General features: G+C 44.4%; 15 protein-coding genes. 11 read left to right on the forward strand and 4 right to left on the reverse strand.

Going from position 1 to position 17,844, the window contains the following annotated elements:
- Positions 1-234: 234 nt before the first annotated feature.
- The 8 genes from G3570_RS10145 (at position 235) to G3570_RS10180 (ending at position 8,908) form a co-directional block, all read left to right on the forward strand.
- A complete protein-coding gene (locus G3570_RS10145; RefSeq protein WP_249066954.1) occupies positions 235-2,499 on the forward strand; it encodes a TonB-dependent receptor in 2,265 nt (754 codons plus the stop codon).
- Positions 2,500-2,501: 2 nt separating this feature from the next.
- Positions 2,502-3,413, forward strand: coding sequence for a DUF4249 family protein (locus tag G3570_RS10150; RefSeq protein ID WP_165141926.1), 912 nt, complete (start codon positions 2,502-2,504; stop codon positions 3,411-3,413).
- A gap of 84 nt (positions 3,414-3,497) precedes the next feature.
- Positions 3,498-4,187, forward strand: coding sequence for a DUF4159 domain-containing protein (locus G3570_RS10155; RefSeq protein WP_165141928.1), 690 nt, complete (start codon positions 3,498-3,500; stop codon positions 4,185-4,187).
- 202 nt (positions 4,188-4,389) lie between these two features.
- Positions 4,390-4,833 (forward strand): ribose 5-phosphate isomerase B, encoded by a 444-nt coding sequence (gene rpiB / locus G3570_RS10160; protein WP_165141930.1) that lies wholly within the window; start codon positions 4,390-4,392, stop codon positions 4,831-4,833.
- Positions 4,834-4,840: 7 nt separating this feature from the next.
- Complete coding sequence (glyA, locus tag G3570_RS10165; RefSeq protein ID WP_165141932.1) at positions 4,841-6,139, forward strand: serine hydroxymethyltransferase; 1,299 nt, start codon at positions 4,841-4,843, stop codon at positions 6,137-6,139.
- Positions 6,140-6,206: 67 nt separating this feature from the next.
- Positions 6,207-7,058, forward strand: coding sequence for a twin-arginine translocase subunit TatC (tatC, locus tag G3570_RS10170; protein ID WP_249066955.1), 852 nt, complete (start codon positions 6,207-6,209; stop codon positions 7,056-7,058).
- Positions 7,059-7,147: 89 nt separating this feature from the next.
- Positions 7,148-8,380 (forward strand): TlpA disulfide reductase family protein, encoded by a 1,233-nt coding sequence (locus G3570_RS10175; RefSeq protein WP_165141934.1) that lies wholly within the window; start codon positions 7,148-7,150, stop codon positions 8,378-8,380.
- Between the two features lie 3 nt (positions 8,381-8,383).
- Complete coding sequence (locus tag G3570_RS10180; RefSeq protein WP_165141936.1) at positions 8,384-8,908, forward strand: FKBP-type peptidyl-prolyl cis-trans isomerase; 525 nt, start codon at positions 8,384-8,386, stop codon at positions 8,906-8,908.
- A 178-nt stretch (positions 8,909-9,086) separates the two neighbouring features.
- Here G3570_RS10180 and G3570_RS10185 read toward each other — a convergent pair whose 3' ends face one another.
- The 3 genes from G3570_RS10185 to G3570_RS10195 all read right to left on the reverse strand — a co-directional run bounded on the left by G3570_RS10185 (position 9,087) and on the right by G3570_RS10195 (position 12,368).
- The gene (locus tag G3570_RS10185) at positions 9,087-9,398 is read right to left on the reverse strand and encodes a GIY-YIG nuclease family protein (protein ID WP_165141938.1); all 312 of its coding nucleotides are present in this window, start codon (positions 9,396-9,398) and stop codon (positions 9,087-9,089) included.
- Between the two features lie 289 nt (positions 9,399-9,687).
- Positions 9,688-10,746: an alanine racemase gene (gene alr / locus G3570_RS10190; protein ID WP_165141940.1), complete on the reverse strand. Its 1,059-nt coding sequence runs from the start codon at positions 10,744-10,746 to the stop codon at positions 9,688-9,690.
- Between the two features lie 17 nt (positions 10,747-10,763).
- The gene (locus G3570_RS10195; protein ID WP_165141942.1) at positions 10,764-12,368 is read right to left on the reverse strand and encodes a phytoene desaturase family protein; all 1,605 of its coding nucleotides are present in this window, start codon (positions 12,366-12,368) and stop codon (positions 10,764-10,766) included.
- Positions 12,369-12,473: 105 nt separating this feature from the next.
- On the opposite strand from G3570_RS10195, the gene sppA reads away from it, so the two are divergent.
- The 3 genes from sppA to G3570_RS10210 all read left to right on the forward strand — a co-directional run bounded on the left by sppA (position 12,474) and on the right by G3570_RS10210 (position 16,116).
- Entirely contained in the window at positions 12,474-14,264 is a 1,791-nt protein-coding gene (sppA, locus tag G3570_RS10200) for a signal peptide peptidase SppA (protein WP_165141944.1), read from the forward strand.
- Position 14,265: 1 nt separating this feature from the next.
- Positions 14,266-15,114: an MBL fold metallo-hydrolase gene (locus G3570_RS10205; protein WP_165141946.1), complete on the forward strand. Its 849-nt coding sequence runs from the start codon at positions 14,266-14,268 to the stop codon at positions 15,112-15,114.
- A 468-nt stretch (positions 15,115-15,582) separates the two neighbouring features.
- Positions 15,583-16,116 (forward strand): hypothetical protein, encoded by a 534-nt coding sequence (locus G3570_RS10210; RefSeq protein WP_249066958.1) that lies wholly within the window; start codon positions 15,583-15,585, stop codon positions 16,114-16,116.
- Between the two features lie 124 nt (positions 16,117-16,240).
- Here G3570_RS10210 and rho read toward each other — a convergent pair whose 3' ends face one another.
- Positions 16,241-17,761, reverse strand: a complete 1,521-nt coding sequence (gene rho, locus G3570_RS10215; protein ID WP_165141948.1) for a transcription termination factor Rho — start codon at positions 17,759-17,761, stop codon at positions 16,241-16,243.
- Between the last annotated feature and the right edge of the window lie 83 nt (positions 17,762-17,844).

The following is a 17,844-nucleotide window of genomic DNA, read 5'->3' on the forward strand; positions in this document are numbered from 1 at the left end:
ATAAACCTGTCTGAGCATTGATTAAACTCTAATTATAGAATGTAATTCTCCCGCTGATCAGTTATATCCGTGTTCCATAAAGGTAATTGTTAACATTCTTATAACTGTGATCTCTGGTTACTTCATGATTGTCACCAAGTGAATTAATTGAATTATTCTTTAGGGGAACTATTTTGTATCATTTTGCTCTTACATTTCTAAAATTTATTTGTAGAGCATACAACCCTATTGCCGTTGAAATTTCGATTCATCTTTATTCTCCTAGCATTCACAAGTAACGCTTTAGCCCAAGAGTCCGCCTCAGTAAGCGGTTATATAACCGATGCTGAAACGGGTGAAACACTTATTTCAGCCAACATTGCTCTCGAAGGCACCCGTAAAGGCATCTCCTCAAATACATCTGGATATTTTACCATTACCAATATCTCTCCCGGCACCTATACTCTGGTCACATCCTATATCGGTTACCGACAGTTCTCTCGTGAGATTAGCCTTGAAGAGGGTGAAAATTTGAGACTGGATATCGCTTTGCAACCCGAAGGATACCGGCTGGAAGAGGTCATTGTTGAATCGGAAGCCGAAAAGAAAGAACAAAAAAATATCGGGGTTGCCCAGGTACAAACCGAGTTAATTAAAAGGGTTCCCTCTGTATTTCAGGCTGATGTGTTCCGCTCGATCCAGCTATTACCCGGGGTGAAGGCCTCTTCTGACTTCTCCAGCGGACTCTATATTCGGGGCGGTAGTCCCGACCAAACATTGATTCTCCTTGACCGGACAACCGTTTATAATCCCACTCATTTTTTCGGATTTTTCTCAACCTTCAATCCCGATGCCGTAAAAGATATCCGGCTTTATAAGGGTGGCTATCCTGCTAAGTACGGTGGAAGACTGGGTTCAGTACTAACTATTTTCAATAAAGACGGCAATCGCAACGAATTCGCAGGGTCGGCTACCCTTGGTTTGCTGGCCTCCCGTTTTATGATCGAAGGCCCTTATAAAAAAGGATCCTATATGATTGCGGTACGCCGCTCCACTCTCGAGCCGCTGCTTGCCGCATTGAGGAACTCATTCGACGGTATTCCCGACAAGTTCTACTTTCTGGATCTGAACGGAAAATTTAACTTCGATGCAAACGAGAACAACAAATTCTCCCTCGCTTTCTATTCCGGTAGCGATGATGTGGCGGTTCCTTTCGCAGATGATGCCAGCATAAATTTAAATTATGGTAATCAAACTCTAAGCGGGAACTGGAGCCATATTTTTTCCGAACGTCTTTTCGGGAACCTGACCCTGACTGGTTCCCGGTACTTTAATTTCCCGTCTTTTAATATTGCATCAACACCCTTCGAAAGGAACAATAATATCTATGATTTTTCTGTAAAGGGTGATCTGGAATACCTGTTAGGGGAGAACCATGAGATTGAGACCGGTTTTTGGGGAGGACTGCTCACACTGAGGCTCCAGGATGAATTTGATGGTGTGGAGACGTTCAGCTCACGCATTCAGACCACCTACGGGTCCTGGTACCTTCAGGACACCTGGCAAATAGCGCCAGACTGGAAACTGAAACCCGGAGTTCGCGTCAACGCCTTCAGCGAAGGCAATTACTTTCGTATAGAACCGCGCTTTTCTGCTGAATATGAGCCATTCGATGCTCTTAGACTACAGGCAGCTTACGGTCGATATAATCAGTTTCTCACCTTGATAACCAACGAAGCATTTTCCGGTTTTGATGTATGGCTAACTACGGATAACGGTGTTACGCCGGCATATGGAGACCAATTTGTACTGGGTGCAAAAACCCAGCCTTGGGAAGGATACGGTTTTGATGTTGAGTTATATTTCAGAACCATGAATGATCTATTTGAGCTGGACCCCTTCTTGCCCGATCCGGCCGGACTTGATTATCCCGACTTGTTTCGATTTGGCACAGGCTACGCTTATGGGGCAGAGTTTTTAATGGAGAAACAAATAGGCCGTTTAACAGGCTTTTTGGGATATACCATCAGCGTAACCCGTAGGAAGTTTCCCAATTTCAATGAACCTATTGGCAGCAACGAAGCCAGATTCTATCCCCCGAAATACGACCGCTCTCACGATGTAAACCTTGTTTTGGACTACCAACTAAGCGAACGCTGGAAAGCGACCATGGCATTTAACTATGCCACCGGTCAGGCTTACACCAAACCGCTTGGCAGAACGGTGGCCCTGGATTTTCCTTTTTCGAGTTCCTCGGGTTCCGGTACCGTTGTTGATCAGTTAGTAGTAGGTAAAGTCAACGCTTCCAGGTTGCCTGCATACCACCGCCTGGATCTCTCTTTCAGCCGGCAAGGTACCTTCTTCGGTTCGGGAGAAGCTGAGTGGCAATTTCAAATAATTAATGTCTACTCCAGACGAAATGTTTGGTTCTACAATTACGATCTTGAATTTCCGGTAACCCGAGAAGCAGTCCGGTTACTACCTATTTTACCCAGTGTCTCATATACGATTAACTTCTAGATATGAATAAATTTTATTTACCTATAGCATTAGTATTTCTTTTTGTCTGGTCAAGCTGTGACCTGTATCCACAGGATGAATATCGTGAATTCTATGTTGTGGAATCGTATCTGGTAGCCAACCGTGCCCTCCCCGGTGTAAGGCTTAGCCGCACCGTTTCATTGGAAGAAGAATACAGTGTTCAGGAATCGGGTATCGGTAATGCCAACATTGAAATGTACCTGCTTGCGGAAGACGGTTCGATTGAAAGAACTTATACTTATGTGAATGACCCAAATAATGCCAACAATTTTTATCGGACGGTGAGTCAAGATCGGATTTTGCCGGGTAGAAACTACCAATTGCAGGTAACCTTTCCTGGAAATAGCGATACCGTTCGTGCCACTACCCTGGTACCCGGAGAGTTCCAGACCGTAGGTTCAGTCATTGATACGGCTTTTTATCAGTCAGAGGAGCAGATTACCGTGACCACCACCCAAAGTAAGTATCCCGGAAGGCAGACCTATTTCGTGTTTTCTGTCATTTCCGCAGAACCCGTTGAAGAAAACCTAACTCCCTTTTATCGGGATCAGGTTTTCGACCAGGATGAAGACATTGAAGATTTTGAGATCAACTCATCCGGTATTATCAATGAAGGAAATTATGATATCAACAGTGATGGCACCCTATCCTTGCGAGTACCATGGCTTGCGGTGGCTTTTTATGGTGATAATGATATCGTGGCCAATACCATCGACGATAATTTGTATGATTTCATCCGCTCGCAGGAGGTCCAAACCGGTGGCGGACCTTCGATCCTTCCCCCGGGAGAAATACAAAATATCATTTATAATGTGGAGGGCGGAATAGGTATTTTTGGGAGCCTTGCCAGTGACACCAACCGCGTATTTATCGAACGGCCTATTCAAAATTAAGAAACAGTAAACTAAGCTTGATCGGCTTCCGTTAGTTATTGTCGGCTTGTTATTTTATTGGAATAGAAGTGTATATTTGTTCAAATGAAAATTAAACAATCAACCGTACTATTTACTCTGCTGATCTTTTTGTGTACGATCGCTGTCCCAAGTGAGGCTCTCTCCCAGGACAATGATAGCTTCACGCTTGCCAGGGTTAAATACCGGGGTGGAGGTGACTGGTATAATGACCCCTCCTCTCTGAAAAATCTTATTGAATTTACCCGCGACAGGGTACCAATATCCATCGATGCGGAATATGAGGATGTGGCAATAGGAAGCAGAGATTTATTTGAGTATCCCTTTGCCTTCCTTACCGGTCATGGAACCATAAGCCTGAACAGTACGGAGGCCTCCAATTTGCGTGACTACCTGGATAACGGGGGTTTTCTGTATATAGATGACGACTATGGTCTGGATGAGCACTTCAGAAAGGTAATAAATCAGATTTATCCCAATGAAGAACTCATTGAAATTCCTTTTGAGCACAAGATTTACCACCAGGTCTATGAATTCCCGAACGGTCTTCCTAAAGTACATGAACATGACGGTAAAGCGCCACGCGGTTACGGGTTGTTTCGACAAGGAAGAATGGTACTCTTTTACACGTATGAATCTAACCTGGCCGACGGTTGGGCCAACCCTGAAGTGCACCAGGATCCGGAATCCTTACGGCAGGAGGCACTCCAAATGGGAGTCAATATTTTGGTCTATGCGTTGACCAGCGGAAGATGAGCTGGAGGTTGGAAGTTAGAGGTTGGAGGTTATAAATTAGAAAAGAGCTTCTAGCTTCTAGCTTCTAGCTTCGAGCTTCTAGCTTCTAGCTTCTAAAAAAATACTGATTGATTGTATTGCAATATTCAAGATTTAACATTTAACATTATCTTTTTTTTCGAGATATTAAACTCATGATTTTTACTAAGAAACAATCTCACCGATGATCATACCAATTGCCAGCGACCACGCCGGATTTGAAGCCAAAGAGAAAGTCAAAAAAATGCTCGAGGATATGGGTCACATGCCGGTAGACTTCGGCACCCACTCCGAAGATTCGGTAGATTACCCGGACTTTGCTGTACAGGTTGCACAGAAAGTCGATGAAGGGGAGCATGAGCAAGGTATTTTGATTTGCGGGAGCGGCCAGGGTATGTGCATGACGGCCAATAAGTTCAAAAATGTAAGAGCAGCACTCGTTTATAATGAGAAAACAGCGGCCCTCACCCGTCAGCATAACAACGCCAACCTGTTATGTCTCCCCGGCCGTGAACTAGATGAAGATGATCTAAAGGCTATTCTCAAAGCATGGTTCGATTCCGATTTTGAAGGAGGCCGCCATGAACGACGGGTCAAAAAAATTCACTCACTAACCGAGAACAACTAGTCAATACATGAAATCACTAGCTGAAAAAGACGCTGCAATTTTTGGATTGCTTGATGAAGAACGTCAACGTCAAAATGAAAATCTGGAACTGATTGCATCCGAAAACTTTGCATCTAGAGCCGTCATGGAAGCTATGGGCTCTACCCTTACCAATAAGTATGCCGAAGGATTGCCCGGCAAACGGTACTATGGAGGCTGCGAAGTGGTTGACAAGGTGGAAAATCTTGCCCGGGACCGTGCAAAGAAACTATTCGGAGCCGAATGGGTAAATGTTCAGCCGCATTCCGGTGCCCAGGCCAACGCCGCAGTGTATCTCAGCTTTATGGAACCGGGTGAAACACTGCTCGGACTGGATCTGTCTCACGGCGGTCACCTGACGCATGGCTCACCGGTAAATTTCTCAGGTATTTTATACAACTCAGAATTTTACGGGGTGGACAAAAATACCGGACGCATAGATCTAGAAAACGTCCGTTCTAAAGCAAAGGAAATCAAACCTAAACTGATCTCTATAGGAGCATCCGCTTATCCAAGGGATTTCGATTACGCCGCTTTCCGTGAGATTGCGGATGAAGTCGGTGCTTATCTCTGGATGGATATGGCTCATACTGCCGGATTAATCGCTGCCGGGTTACTTAACAATCCCTTACCGCATTGCCACGTAGTTACCACGACCACCCATAAGACGCTTCGAGGCCCCCGTGGCGGAATGATACTGTTGGGCAAGGATGGAAAGAATACACTGGGTGTAGAAGCTCGCAAATCGGGCCGTACCAAACAGTGGAGTGAAGTGCTGGACTCTGCAGTATTCCCCGGAACACAAGGCGGACCGCTGATGCACGTAATTGCTGCAAAAGCCGTCTCTTTTGAGGAAGCCCTACAGGAAGATTTCAAAAGCTATCAAAGTCAGGTTCAGAAAAATGCAACTGTTTTGGCTGAAGCTTTTAAAAGCATGGACTATGATCTGGTCAGCGACGGTACGGACAACCATCTCATACTGGTAGATCTCAGAAACAAGGGACTCACCGGCAAAGTGGCCGAGGAATCACTGGACGAAGCCAATATTACACTGAACAAAAATATGGTTCCCTATGATACCGAAAGTCCTTTTGTTACTTCAGGTATTAGAATTGGATCTCCGGCTATGACTACACGTGGTTTTGGAGAGGATGAATTTAAACAGGTGGCCCGTTTAATTGACAAAGTACTTCAGGATCCGGAAAATGAAAGCCGGCTTCACACTGTAAAAGAAGAGGTAAAAGAGCTCTGTGAACAGTTTCCTTTATATGATTTTGTTACCGCATAATTCTGAATTTAGCAGCTATTCCCACAAATAATCTTTGCCTTTAATGCCTTAGCGGTTAAAAATATTTATGTCCCCATCTGAAGAACGTCACATTATGACCCAGGATCCTCCCAAGGCTAAGGCCCCGGTGGATCGCACCGCTGACATGTCGTTTCTGGAGCACCTTGAAGAGTTGCGCTGGAGACTCATAAAAGGTCTCGGCGGACTCGCAGTAGGCATGCTTGTAGCGGTCTTCTTCAGTGATTTCCTGGTCAATAAGGTAATGCTCGGGCCCACCCGTGCCGATTTCATCGTTTACCAGATACTGGGAATTGATGCCATAGACTTAACCCTGCAGAGTAGAAAACTTCCGGGTCAATTTTTTACCTACTGGGGAACATTGATCCTTATGGGTGCCATTATCGGTTCACCGATTCTATTTTACCAGCTTTGGGCATTTGTAGAACCCGCCCTCGAAAGTGCTGAAAAATGGAAGAGTCGCCTGCATTCCCTATTTATCACCGCTTTTTTTATTGCAGGAGTTTGTTTCGGGTATTTTGTGCTGGTACCTTTTGCACTGCAGTTCTTCAGCCAGTTCCAGATATCCGATGTCATTCACAATGATTTTGACATCAATGAATATTTCAGTTCCCTTTCGATGTGGGTAATTTCCTGCGGTATCATATTTCAGTTACCGGTAATAAGTTACTTCCTGTCAAAATTTGGATTACTCTCGCCGGAATTCCTCCGCAAGTATCGACGCCATTCTATTGTAGCCTGCTTCATTATGTCGGCTTTCTTGACTCCACCTGACCCAATATCGCAGATCATAGTAGGAGTACCCTTGATATTCCTTTATCAGCTCTCGATTTGGGTAAGTAAGAAAGGGGTTCAGCATCGTGAAAAAGAGCTCCAAAAGGCATTTAGTGGCACCAATTAGACTCAGCGATAATAAAACCATAGCATTTATATTTTATCGAGCCCTCAAAATCCCTTACCTTATCGGGCTTAGTTAACAGGGTAAAAATCATGCGACCAAAAACTCTTTTTTTACTTCTTACGATTGTGGGCTTTACGCTCTTGTCATGTTCCGGTTCAGTAGAACCCGAGCAGGTAGCGGGAACCTATCGCGGTGTGCTTGAAAGCCCTGGAGGTGAGCTGGCATTTCCCATCACCATTTCTAACTCCGGTGATTCCCTACAAGCTTTCAGCTCAAACGGAGCCGATACCGTTTATTACAATGACATCACTGTAAAAGAGGATTCCTTGATTTTGGGATTTGATTATTACGACTCATACCTTCGCGGAAAAGTAAATTTTGACGGATCCTTATCCGGTAATTGGAGCAGGCGTGCACCGAATGGCCGGCGATCGGTTTTGCCCTTCCGTGCTGAAAAAGGGGTTACTGAGCGGTACCCGGAAACCTCCCCCGACAATTACAACTTTGAGGGCAACTGGAAGGCTACCTTTACAGACGAAGACGGAACCTTCCCGGCTCAAGGTAAATTTGTATCACAACCGGGAGGAAAGCTGTTTGGCACTATCAAGAAAGAGACCGGGGATTACCGCTTCCTGGAAGGTTTTTATACCGATTCTACACTTACCCTCTCAACCTTTGACGGTGCTCATGCTTTTCTGTTTAAAGCACAATTACAGCCTGATGGGACACTGAAGGGAGACTTATGGTCACGGGATGACTATCATGCAACCTGGACCGCTGAAAAAGGGCAAGCATCACTGCGCAGTCCGCTACAAATTTCTGCAGAAGAAGCAGTTGGCAATTCCATGGAATTTACATTCCCAAACCTTCAGGGTGATACTCTCCGGGCTGACGATCCCGCTTTCCAAAACAAACCGATGCTCGTTTACCTCTTCGGCTCCTGGTGCCCTAATTGCGCCGACGAAACCAACATGCTGAAAGAAATTTATTCTGAAGAATACTCTAATACTGATTTGCAGATCGTGGGACTTGCCTATGAATTTAGCGGAAACTTTGAAGATGATGCCGAAATGGTTAACCGCTATCGCAAGAGGTTTGATATCCCATGGACATTACTGGTGGCAGGTGTAAACGATAAGGAGGAAGCAGCAGATACTCTCACTTTTCTGGATAGTGTCATCTCGTATCCGACCAGTTTTTTTGTAGACCGAAATCATAAAATAAGGGCAGTACACGTTGGTTTTAACGGACCAGCAACCGGCAGTACCTATTTTCAGGAAATTCAACGATTTAAAAATCAATTAAACCAGATTACCAATTAGAAGATGAAACACTTTAAGCATCTAGCATTAATTTTACTCGCGCTATTCTTGCTACAGTCTTGTGGTCAGGATCCTACAGGTCCGGATTATAGCAATGCACCTGCACCCTATGATACGACTAGTGCCGTCAGCAGTACTACATCAGAAGACGGACTTAAAATCTACGTCATTGAAGAGGGTTATGGTGCGTTTGAAGTGGTTAGCCGTGACCAGGTGAGAATCAGATTTACAGGCAGAACAGCAGACGGAAGAATTTTTGACAGTTCCTATGCCAACGGATTTTCGACTCCCCGCACTTTTCGAAATCTGACGCCGGTACCCATAAATGACGGATTTAGTCAGATATCTCCGCTTATTGACGGATTTCGTCGCGGACTTCTGGGTATGAGACAGGGTGAGAAGCGAACGGTTGTTATCCCGCCCGAACTGGGCTACGGCGACAGCCGTGAAGGAACCAATGGCTTCGACCTGAGGAATGACACCCTTATTTTTGATATTGAACTGGTAGAGATTCTGAGCCTTCAATAAAAAAGATTCAAAGGACCCTCAATTCAGCCTCTTTGAATCTATTTTAAACGTATATATTCTTCTTATTCTTTGGAATATACTTCAACCTCTTTTGAATAATAAGAGAAGAACTTGTTATTGCTTCTTCTAAAATTTCTGCAATAGATCCTGAAACAAGTTCAGGATGACAACAATAACGTTATAACAAAATATTTAAAGCCAAATCTTTCATTGAGGGATTAAGCTTCTTTATTAGGTTCACCTTCCATTCATGATGCCAATTTTTTAGTTGTTTTTCCCGAAGAATTGCATCAACAATGTTGGGGAACTCTTCATAGTAGACCAAGAACTTTAAATTATACTTTTTAGTGAATTTTGAGCCTTCATTGTTTTTATGATCCCTTATTCTCCCTTCTAAATTACTGGTTACACCGATATAAAATATATTCCGATTGTAGTTTGATAGGATATAAACATAACCAACCTTTCCATTGTAATCGTAATAACCCAAATTATGCGCTTTGAATAGTTAGGTATGTAATAGTAAGACCCGTAATTCAAACAATCCTTACATAATAAATAAGAGTACATCAAAATTGATATATTCAACATTTGAAAAAAATCAAAATGTTGTCATCCTGAACTTGTTTCAGGATCTATTGCGCAAATTTTTATTTGGGGGAAAAGATCACATCTTCTCTTAAAAATTCATAAAAGACATAAAATCGGTCTCAGCGGCCTATACTAAAAATTAAATTAAAGTGTCAATTAGTGGTAAATCAGTAATAATCTATTCACGCCTACTCATAGACCCGAGGTATCTTTGGCAATAGAGATGTCAATATCTCGTAAGGAATAGTGCCAGCCAGTTCGGCCCAGTTGCTGAGATCATTCTTTGAAGAACTCAGTAACTCTACACCCGTGCCCGCATCATGCCGGTCCTGATCCAGAAATACCATGCAGTAATTCATAGTAATATTCCCCACCTGCCGGTACTCTTTGCCTCCGATGCCGATACGAATCTTTCCGCTCAACACCCTCTTCAAGCCATCTTCATATCCAACCGGAATCACACCTACAAATCCGTCACGGGGTGCTTCCCAATGAGCGCCATAGCTCACACTATCGCCCTTACGAATTGGATTTACCTGAACAAGTTTGCTTGACCAACTCAGGGCAGGCTTTAGGCCCTGAATTACATTTTCAGCAGGAGAATAACCGTAAATACCTATACCGGGTCGGATCAGGTCAAAGGTTGTATTCTTATAAAAAACGGCACCACCTGTATTTGCTATATGAGTGAAAAGATGATCCGGAAACCGAATTCTGATCTTCTTAAAACGTTTAAGCTGAGCCTCCACCATCTCCGAACCGGGGACATCTGAAGTCGCAAAATGAGAATAGATACCGGTACAAATCAGTGCTGAATGTTTTTCCATCTCAAGGACAGCCTCATCAACCCTATCTCCCTGGATTCCTAGTCGTCCCATACCCGTATCAAAGTTCAGATGATACTCAGTTCCGGCCGGCAGGAAGCCAAAATGACTTAATTCACTAATCGTAGCGGTCAGGTTGAAATTGGTATACAGATTGGCCGTTTCACTATTGGGTACACAAAAAACCAGAATAGGAAGATCAATACCGTGGTCGCGCAGTTCAATGCCTTCATCAACAGAATTGACCGCAAACCAATCAACTTCGTTTTGCAGGGCTTCTGCGACTTTTACACTTCCATGTCCATACGCATTTGCCTTTACAACCGGCATCACACCGGCATCGGAACCGGCAAGCTTCCTGATCACCTTCAGATTATGCCGAATAGTCGACAGATCAATGGTTATTACTGAATCTCGTTTCATTTGTTAGTTATAATTAGTCAAAATGAGAACCAGTTTTTCTTCTTCAGATCCTTCAAAACTACATTGGCAGCATTATAGCCGGCAGCACCGAACACACCTCCTCCAGGGTGACAAGAAGCAGAAGAAAGATACAGATTTTCTATAGGGGTTTTGTAATTGCTCATCTCTGGGATGGGACGGAACATAAACATCTGGTCAAAACTCATCTCTACATGCATCACATTTCCTTTGAGTAAACCATGCTTGCGTTCAATATCCAGGGGGCTTTGAATATACCAGTCAATCAGTTTGTCTTTCATATTGGGAGCATAGCGCGTTACAACATCGTAAATTTTCTGCGCTTCCTTCTCGCGGATGTCATCCCAGTGTAAGTTATTTTGAAGCTCATAAGGATGCCATTGTGCCCATGCAAATAGGGTGTGTCCCCCACTGGGAGCTACATCCTCATCAATTTCCGAGAATGTCATGGCCAGTACAGCCGGATTCTCCGGCGGTTTCCCTTTAAGGTAATCTCCAATGGCATTATTCATATACTGAACGGATGGGGCTAATAGCTGCATACCATTGTGTATGTAAGGATCATCCGGACAGGCCGTATATCTCGGCAACTCTTCAACCGCACACCGTATTACCATCCCGAAGCCGTTACCGACATTTATATTTTCAACTTTTTTGTACATCGATGGTTCCAGGTGTTCTTTACCTACAAGCTTCATCATCGTTGTCTGTACGTGCGCATTGGAGATGATGGTATCTGCACGATATTCTTCACCGCTTTCTGTCTTGACACCTTTTGCCTTCCCGGACTCAATAAGAACTTTTTTAACGGGAGAAGCGGGTATCACCTTCGAACCGCGTGCTTCCAGGTAATTGGCCATGGCCTGGGTAAGCATTCCGCTGCCTCCCCGAGGATGCTTGGCCCCGCTTTGGTGCAGCATGGACTGCCAGCCAGCAAAATCGCCGGTTGCCGGGTGATCGGGTGTCGGTCCCGACTGAGCCGCAAACCACATTACAGCAGCCTTTAGATGCTCATTTTCAAAAGCATCGTCAACTACTTTACCATAGCTGCTTAGAATTTTCTGAAGGCTGCTCATCTGCTCACCTTTTTTAAACATCGACCCGTTTTTGATCTGCCCGCGGGCCATCTCTGAAACAATATTCTTTCCTTTGGGCGGCACCATGAACGTCTTCAACACCCCTTCATTCACCCTACCCCAGAAATCAACAAATTCCCTGTAGTTCTGCACATCTTCCGGGGCAACTTTCCCAATAGAATTCAGGGTACGTTCAAGATCTTTGAAGAAGTGAATCACTCCCTCTCCTTCCGGTAGCGGATACGACATTATCGGATCCATTTCAATGTATTCCAGTCCGTAGTTCTCCAGTTCCAGCTCTTCCAGAATACCGGTCTGATGTATCATAATATGTACAGAAGAACCAACGTCCATTCTGAATCCCTTAGGGAATTGCTCCGACCGGAACATCGTTTCTGTTGACACGGCACCTCCGATGGTCTCGCGCCGTTCCAAAACACAGACCGAATAACCCGCCTTGGCCAGGTAACAAGCTGTAACCAAGCCATTATGCCCTGAACCGATGACTATGATGTCGTATTTATTCATTGTGGAAAACCAAGTCTTTTAATAACATGTTGGTTAAATTTTCGTACCGGCATTAGGCGGAACATAATTAGTAACAGATAATTTCCAGATTATAAATCAACCCAGATGAAATTTTTCCAAACCCTGATTGCAGCAACCTTAGGTACCCTGATTGCTCTTTTTCTCGTATTTATTGTCCTATTTATAACGCTATCGAGCACCTCATCAGAGCCTGAACCTTATATCAGAGATAATACGGTGCTTAAACTGGAACTCAGTGGGACACTCCCTGCACAAGCCAGAACCAATCCTTTTGATGAGCTCTTCAGCCAGGCAGGGAATAATAAGGTGTCTCTTGAAACATTAAAAGAGAATCTTGCCAAAGCAAAATCGCACGATAAGATTCAGGGAGTTTGGTTGGAAATTGACTTTATGTCGGAGGGCTGGGCCAACCTCGAAGAAGCACATCGTATGATCTCAGCTTTTCGCGACAGCTCCGATAAATTTGTGTATGCCAGTACTAATGATCTGGGCTTAAATGAGCAGGGTTACTATCTCGCTACCGCTGCCGACTCAATCTTTTCTCCGCCTGAATCGTTCTTTGAATTCGACGGGTTTTACAACCAGGTTACTTTCCTGACAGGTCTCTTCGAAAAAATAGGAATTGAAGCTCAGGTAAGCCGGAGCGGCAAGTACAAAAGCGCTGTTGAACCTTATATCAGGAAGGACTTGTCGGAAGAGAGCAAGTACCAGTTAAGGGAGATCCTAAATAAGACCAGCGGTACTTTTGTGAATGCAGTGAGCCAAAAAACAGGCAAATCACCCTCAGAGATCAACGGACTAATGAATTCAGAACCAAAGCTGAATTCAAGTTTCGGTTACCAAAACGGGCTGATCGATTCCCTGATCTATGCTGACCAGGTTGAAGCACAAATCAAGCGTCGGCTTGGACTTGAAGAGTCGGCAACCCTGCAAACAGTATCAAATAAACGCTATGCTCGTGTAACACAAGAGACGGCTGGACTGGAAGGCAACAATACGAGTGATCGCATTGCAGTCATTTATGCATCCGGACCAATTCTACCGGAAATCAGCTCAAACTCTCCATTTGATAACGAGCAGTACATCACGACAGGCTTTTTTGAAAAACAACTCGAAGACATTCGTGAAGATGATAATGTGAAGGCACTGGTAGTGCGTATCAACAGTCCCGGTGGTTCCGGCAGCACCTCTGACGCCATATGGCGGATGCTGCAAGAAACTAAGAAGGAGATCCCTGTGATTGTTTCCATGGGTCCGGTCGCTGCTTCCGGCGGGTATTATATTGCAATGGCCGCAGATAGTATCGTGGCTGATCCGACCACTATTACGGGATCTATCGGCGTCTTTGCTACCAAACTGAATACCAAACAGCTCTTCAACGAAGAACTGGGCATTACTTTCGATGAGGTAAAGTCGCATGATTATGCCGATTGGCTGCTGCCAACCAATGATTTTACGGATTCTGAAGAGAAAGCCTTCAATGATTACGTTAACCGGTTCTATGATACCTTCATCACGAAAGTTGCTGAAGCCCGGGGCATGACCAAGGAACAGGTCGACAGTGTGGCACAAGGTAGGGTGTGGACCGGTGAGGCTGCCAAAGAACAAAACCTGGTGGATGTTATTGGAGGGATGGATACTGCTATGGGCATCGCTGCACAGAAAGCCGGTATTGAGGCGTATGATGTAGTCACTTATCCCAAACCCAAGGACCTATACCAGCTGTTGATGGGATCTGCCCAGACGCAGGCAAAAGCTATGATCGGGGAGTCCTGGTTTGGTACTCCTTACGCACAAGATGTCGCTAAAAAGCTGTCCATATTGAAACAGCAACGAGCTCTTGCACTCTTCCCTTATGAAATAACCATACAGTAAGATGAAATTAGGTCGTTTCTCCATTGAACAGTTAAGTGAGGGTCGATTTGAAGTTTTTTCTGATGGCACTATTAACCGAGAACCTATAGACCAATCCAAGCAGGATGACAGCAAATTGAGGAAGTCGGGTGATTCAGCCCGTATCGGTATCAATCCCATTTTGCTGTCGGATGAGAAATATAAAATTCTGTTGGATACCGGTTTGGGTTGGGGATTGGATGCAGGCAGCCAATACAAGAATGTCTCCAATGTAGCCAGCAACCTCGACATCTTCGACCTGAAACCGGCAGATATCACACATGTGATTCTCAGTCACTTGCATTATGATCATGCAGCAGGTTCATCCTATACCAATGAAGAGTCGGTAACCTGCGCTACCTTTCCCAATGCTCAATATTTTGTGCAACGAAGTGAGTGGGAGTATGCCCTGAAGGAACAATTTGCTGAACATAGTCTAAAGGGCTGTGACTACAACCTTGATGACCTTTACCGTTTAGTAGCCGAAAATCGTTTCAATTTTTTGGATGAGGATAAAGTCGAAATTATAGAGGGTATTGAAATCATTCGAACCGGAGGCCATACACCCGGTCACCAGGCAGTTCGTATTCAGGAAAGCGGTCAAACGGGTTACTACCTGGGCGATCTGCTGCCGAGCGAGCACCACCTCAATCAGTATTCCATGCGGCAGATGGATTTTAAGCCGCTGACAGCCAAAAAAATGAAGATCCAGCTGCTAAGAAATGCCTTCGAAGAGGAAGCTGTACTTCTCTTCTATCACTCACTCTATTCAAGTATGGGAAGGCTGGAAAAAGATGACAACAAGAAATACGTTCTAAAGGAGCCGAATTGAACATACCAATCGGCTCTAAGGGGGCTTGAAGCCCGCCCAAAAAGACTGAGCCCCATAAATTGGTGTATATCCATTTCTTAATCTCTCCACGTGGGTACAACCCCCTCTGAGCATAAGAAAGTATGCGGAAATTTATATCTAACTCTTCTCCATCGCATCAGTTTTATGTCCCGCAAATTCCGCTGATTTTCGCAGAAGAGTTATTCCTAAATCTGCGCCATCTCCGAGATCAGCGGGAGGATGACATTTACTAGAAATTTATAACCGCTACAAGGGCTTGAAGCTTCGCCGGAAAGGCAGTTACCCAAGTATGCAGAGAAATGTTAGTGGTCGTCCCACCACGGGGGTACAACCCCCTCGGAGCGTAAGAGTGTAACCTACTGGCCCATTCACTTTTTAGGGATATTGACCAAACTTTTAGTATTCTGCAGACGTAAAATTCTCAGAATAACCACGCAATTGAACACAATGATGATCCATAAAAATATAATGTTGGCGTTGCTGCTTTTCTTTCTACCCTATTATGTCACTGCCCAACCTAGTGAGACCAATACCAAATATGACCTTACAACGATTGATGGAACCATCGAAGCGCTATATGCTTCCATATCCGGGGAAAAAGGTGAGCAAAGAGACTGGGTAACCTTCCGCAACCTTTTCACTGAGGGAGCTAAATTAATACCTGCAGGAATTTCTCCTGATGGAAATTTCAGGTATCGATATATGAGTCCTGAAGACTATATACAGAATTCAGGTCCCTGGCTGGTTGAAAATGGATTCATTGAGGAAGAGATCCATCATGAAACTGACCGTTTTGATCCTATAGCACATGTGTTCAGCACCTACACATCCCGAAATACCGCTGGGGGAGAAATTATTGACCGCGGCATCAACAGCATTCAGCTATTTTATGACGGGGATAGATGGTGGGTTGTAAATATCTACTGGACAGGGGAAAGGGAAGGCCATCCAATTCCACAGGAGTACAATGCAAAGGATTGATCTATTATTGCGAGGTTTAATCTAAATACTTCAATAGTATCTGAGAGCTATAATAGTTATAACACAGAGGATACAGAGTTACACAGAGTTCCTTATACCTTATACCCTATACCTTATTCCTAAATCACTCCTTATTCATGGAGATGAGAAACTCTTCGTTGTTTTTGGTGCCTTTCATCTTTTCTTTGAGGAATTCCATCGCTTCGAATGCATTCATGCGATTTAGGTAGCGGCGCAGCAGTACCACTTTCTCACGTTCCGCATCAGGTACGATAAGCTCTTCACGGCGTGTTCCGCTTTTGAAAATATCGATGGCCGGGAAAATTCGACGGTCAGCCAAACTGCGATCCAGCACGACCTCCATATTACCGGTTCCTTTAAATTCTTCAAATATCAGATCATCCATCCGTGAACCGGTCTGAACAAGAGCGGTCGCCAATATGGAAAGACTTCCGCCATTTTCAATATTCCGTGCGGAGCTGAAAAGCTGTCTCGGAGCTTTCAATGCTTCAGAATCGATACCACCCGACATAGTTCGACCTGACGTAGGGGCACAAATATTATAGGCACGGGCCAGACGAGTGATTGAGTCCATCAGCATCAGTACATCGTGGCCACTTTCAACCAGGCGCTTGGCCTTTTCAAATACAATTTCTGAGAGTCCCACATGATTTTCCGGACGCTCGTCAAAAGTAGAAGCAACCACTTCTGCGTTCTGAACAGTGCGCTCCATTTCGGTAACCTCTTCAGGGCGCTCGTCAATGAGCAGGATAATAACCTTAGTATTCGGATTATTATCATTTACCGCATTGGCAATATTGCGCAATATCGTTGTTTTACCGGTTTTTGGCTGGGCAACGATAAGTCCCCGCTGTCCCTTACCAAGGGGCGCAAACAGATTGATAATCCTCGTGGTATACTCGTTCGATTTATGCTCAAGATCAAAACGTTCATCGGGATAGATGGGAAGAAGATCTTCAAAATCTTCCCGGTTATCCATGTCATGAGGAATTTTACCGTTTACACCGTCTACACGAAGCAGGGCAAAATATCGCTCTCCAACTTTAGGAGGTCTGATAATACCGATCACACAATCCCCCTGTTTTAAACGAAAACGTTTTATCTGTGATGGGGAGACATAGATATCATCCGGACTCGCCTTATAATTATAATTCACTGATCTCAGAAACCCGTATCCATCAGGCAATATTTCAAGGGTTCCCTCCTGGATGAGAAAAGGTCCCAGGTCAGGTTCAATTTCTTCGAGGCGCTCCTCTAAAGTGGGTGCATCCGACTCCGGTAGGATATCGTGAACACTCTTTTTCTTTTTGCCCTTTCGCTTCCCCCCTGACTTTTTATTTCGTGAACGGTTGTTGCTGTTTTTTCGGGAATCACGGCTATCGGGAGTGTCGTAAGGCTGAGTATGCTGGGTGCCGTCTTGTTGGGCATTTGCCTGATCAGGCTGTTGAAGTTCCTTATCCTCTCCCTTTAAGGCTTTTTCAATACGTTCCACAAGTTCCTTTTTTCGAAGACCCGTAGGTTTAATACCCTGCTCGCGTGCAATCTGCTGCAGATCTTTTACCGTTCTCTGAGGTAACGAATCAATATCTTCTTTGGTTACTCCATCGGTTTGGTTATCCGACATAATTATCTATACAATGAGTTTTTATTGAGATGAATAAATGGTTCTTGTAATCTTATACAAAGCTGTAAAAGAGAATTGATCTA

It is taken from the genome of Halalkalibaculum roseum (assembly GCF_011059145.1).
Taxonomy (GTDB): Bacteria; Bacteroidota; Rhodothermia; order Balneolales; family Balneolaceae; genus Halalkalibaculum; species Halalkalibaculum roseum.

What these genes read in the sequence shown, in the direction of transcription:
- G3570_RS10150 (WP_165141926.1), top strand. Translation starts at nt 2,502, where the DNA reads ATGAATAAATTTTATTTACCTATAGCATTAGTATTTCTTTTTGTCTGG.
- G3570_RS10180 (WP_165141936.1), top strand. Translation starts at nt 8,384, where the DNA reads ATGAAACACTTTAAGCATCTAGCATTAATTTTACTCGCGCTATTCTTG.
- G3570_RS10205 (WP_165141946.1), top strand. Translation starts at nt 14,266, where the DNA reads ATGAAATTAGGTCGTTTCTCCATTGAACAGTTAAGTGAGGGTCGATTT.
- sppA (WP_165141944.1), top strand. Translation starts at nt 12,474, where the DNA reads ATGAAATTTTTCCAAACCCTGATTGCAGCAACCTTAGGTACCCTGATT.
- tatC (WP_249066955.1), top strand. Translation starts at nt 6,207, where the DNA reads ATGTCCCCATCTGAAGAACGTCACATTATGACCCAGGATCCTCCCAAG.
- G3570_RS10195 (WP_165141942.1), bottom strand. Translation starts at nt 12,368, where the DNA reads ATGAATAAATACGACATCATAGTCATCGGTTCAGGGCATAATGGCTTG.
- rpiB (WP_165141930.1), top strand. Translation starts at nt 4,390, where the DNA reads ATGATCATACCAATTGCCAGCGACCACGCCGGATTTGAAGCCAAAGAG.
- alr (WP_165141940.1), bottom strand. Translation starts at nt 10,746, where the DNA reads ATGAAACGAGATTCAGTAATAACCATTGATCTGTCGACTATTCGGCAT.
- glyA (WP_165141932.1), top strand. Translation starts at nt 4,841, where the DNA reads ATGAAATCACTAGCTGAAAAAGACGCTGCAATTTTTGGATTGCTTGAT.
- G3570_RS10155 (WP_165141928.1), top strand. Translation starts at nt 3,498, where the DNA reads ATGAAAATTAAACAATCAACCGTACTATTTACTCTGCTGATCTTTTTG.
- G3570_RS10175 (WP_165141934.1), top strand. Translation starts at nt 7,148, where the DNA reads ATGCGACCAAAAACTCTTTTTTTACTTCTTACGATTGTGGGCTTTACG.
- G3570_RS10210 (WP_249066958.1), top strand. Translation starts at nt 15,583, where the DNA reads ATGATGATCCATAAAAATATAATGTTGGCGTTGCTGCTTTTCTTTCTA.
- rho (WP_165141948.1), bottom strand. Translation starts at nt 17,761, where the DNA reads ATGTCGGATAACCAAACCGATGGAGTAACCAAAGAAGATATTGATTCG.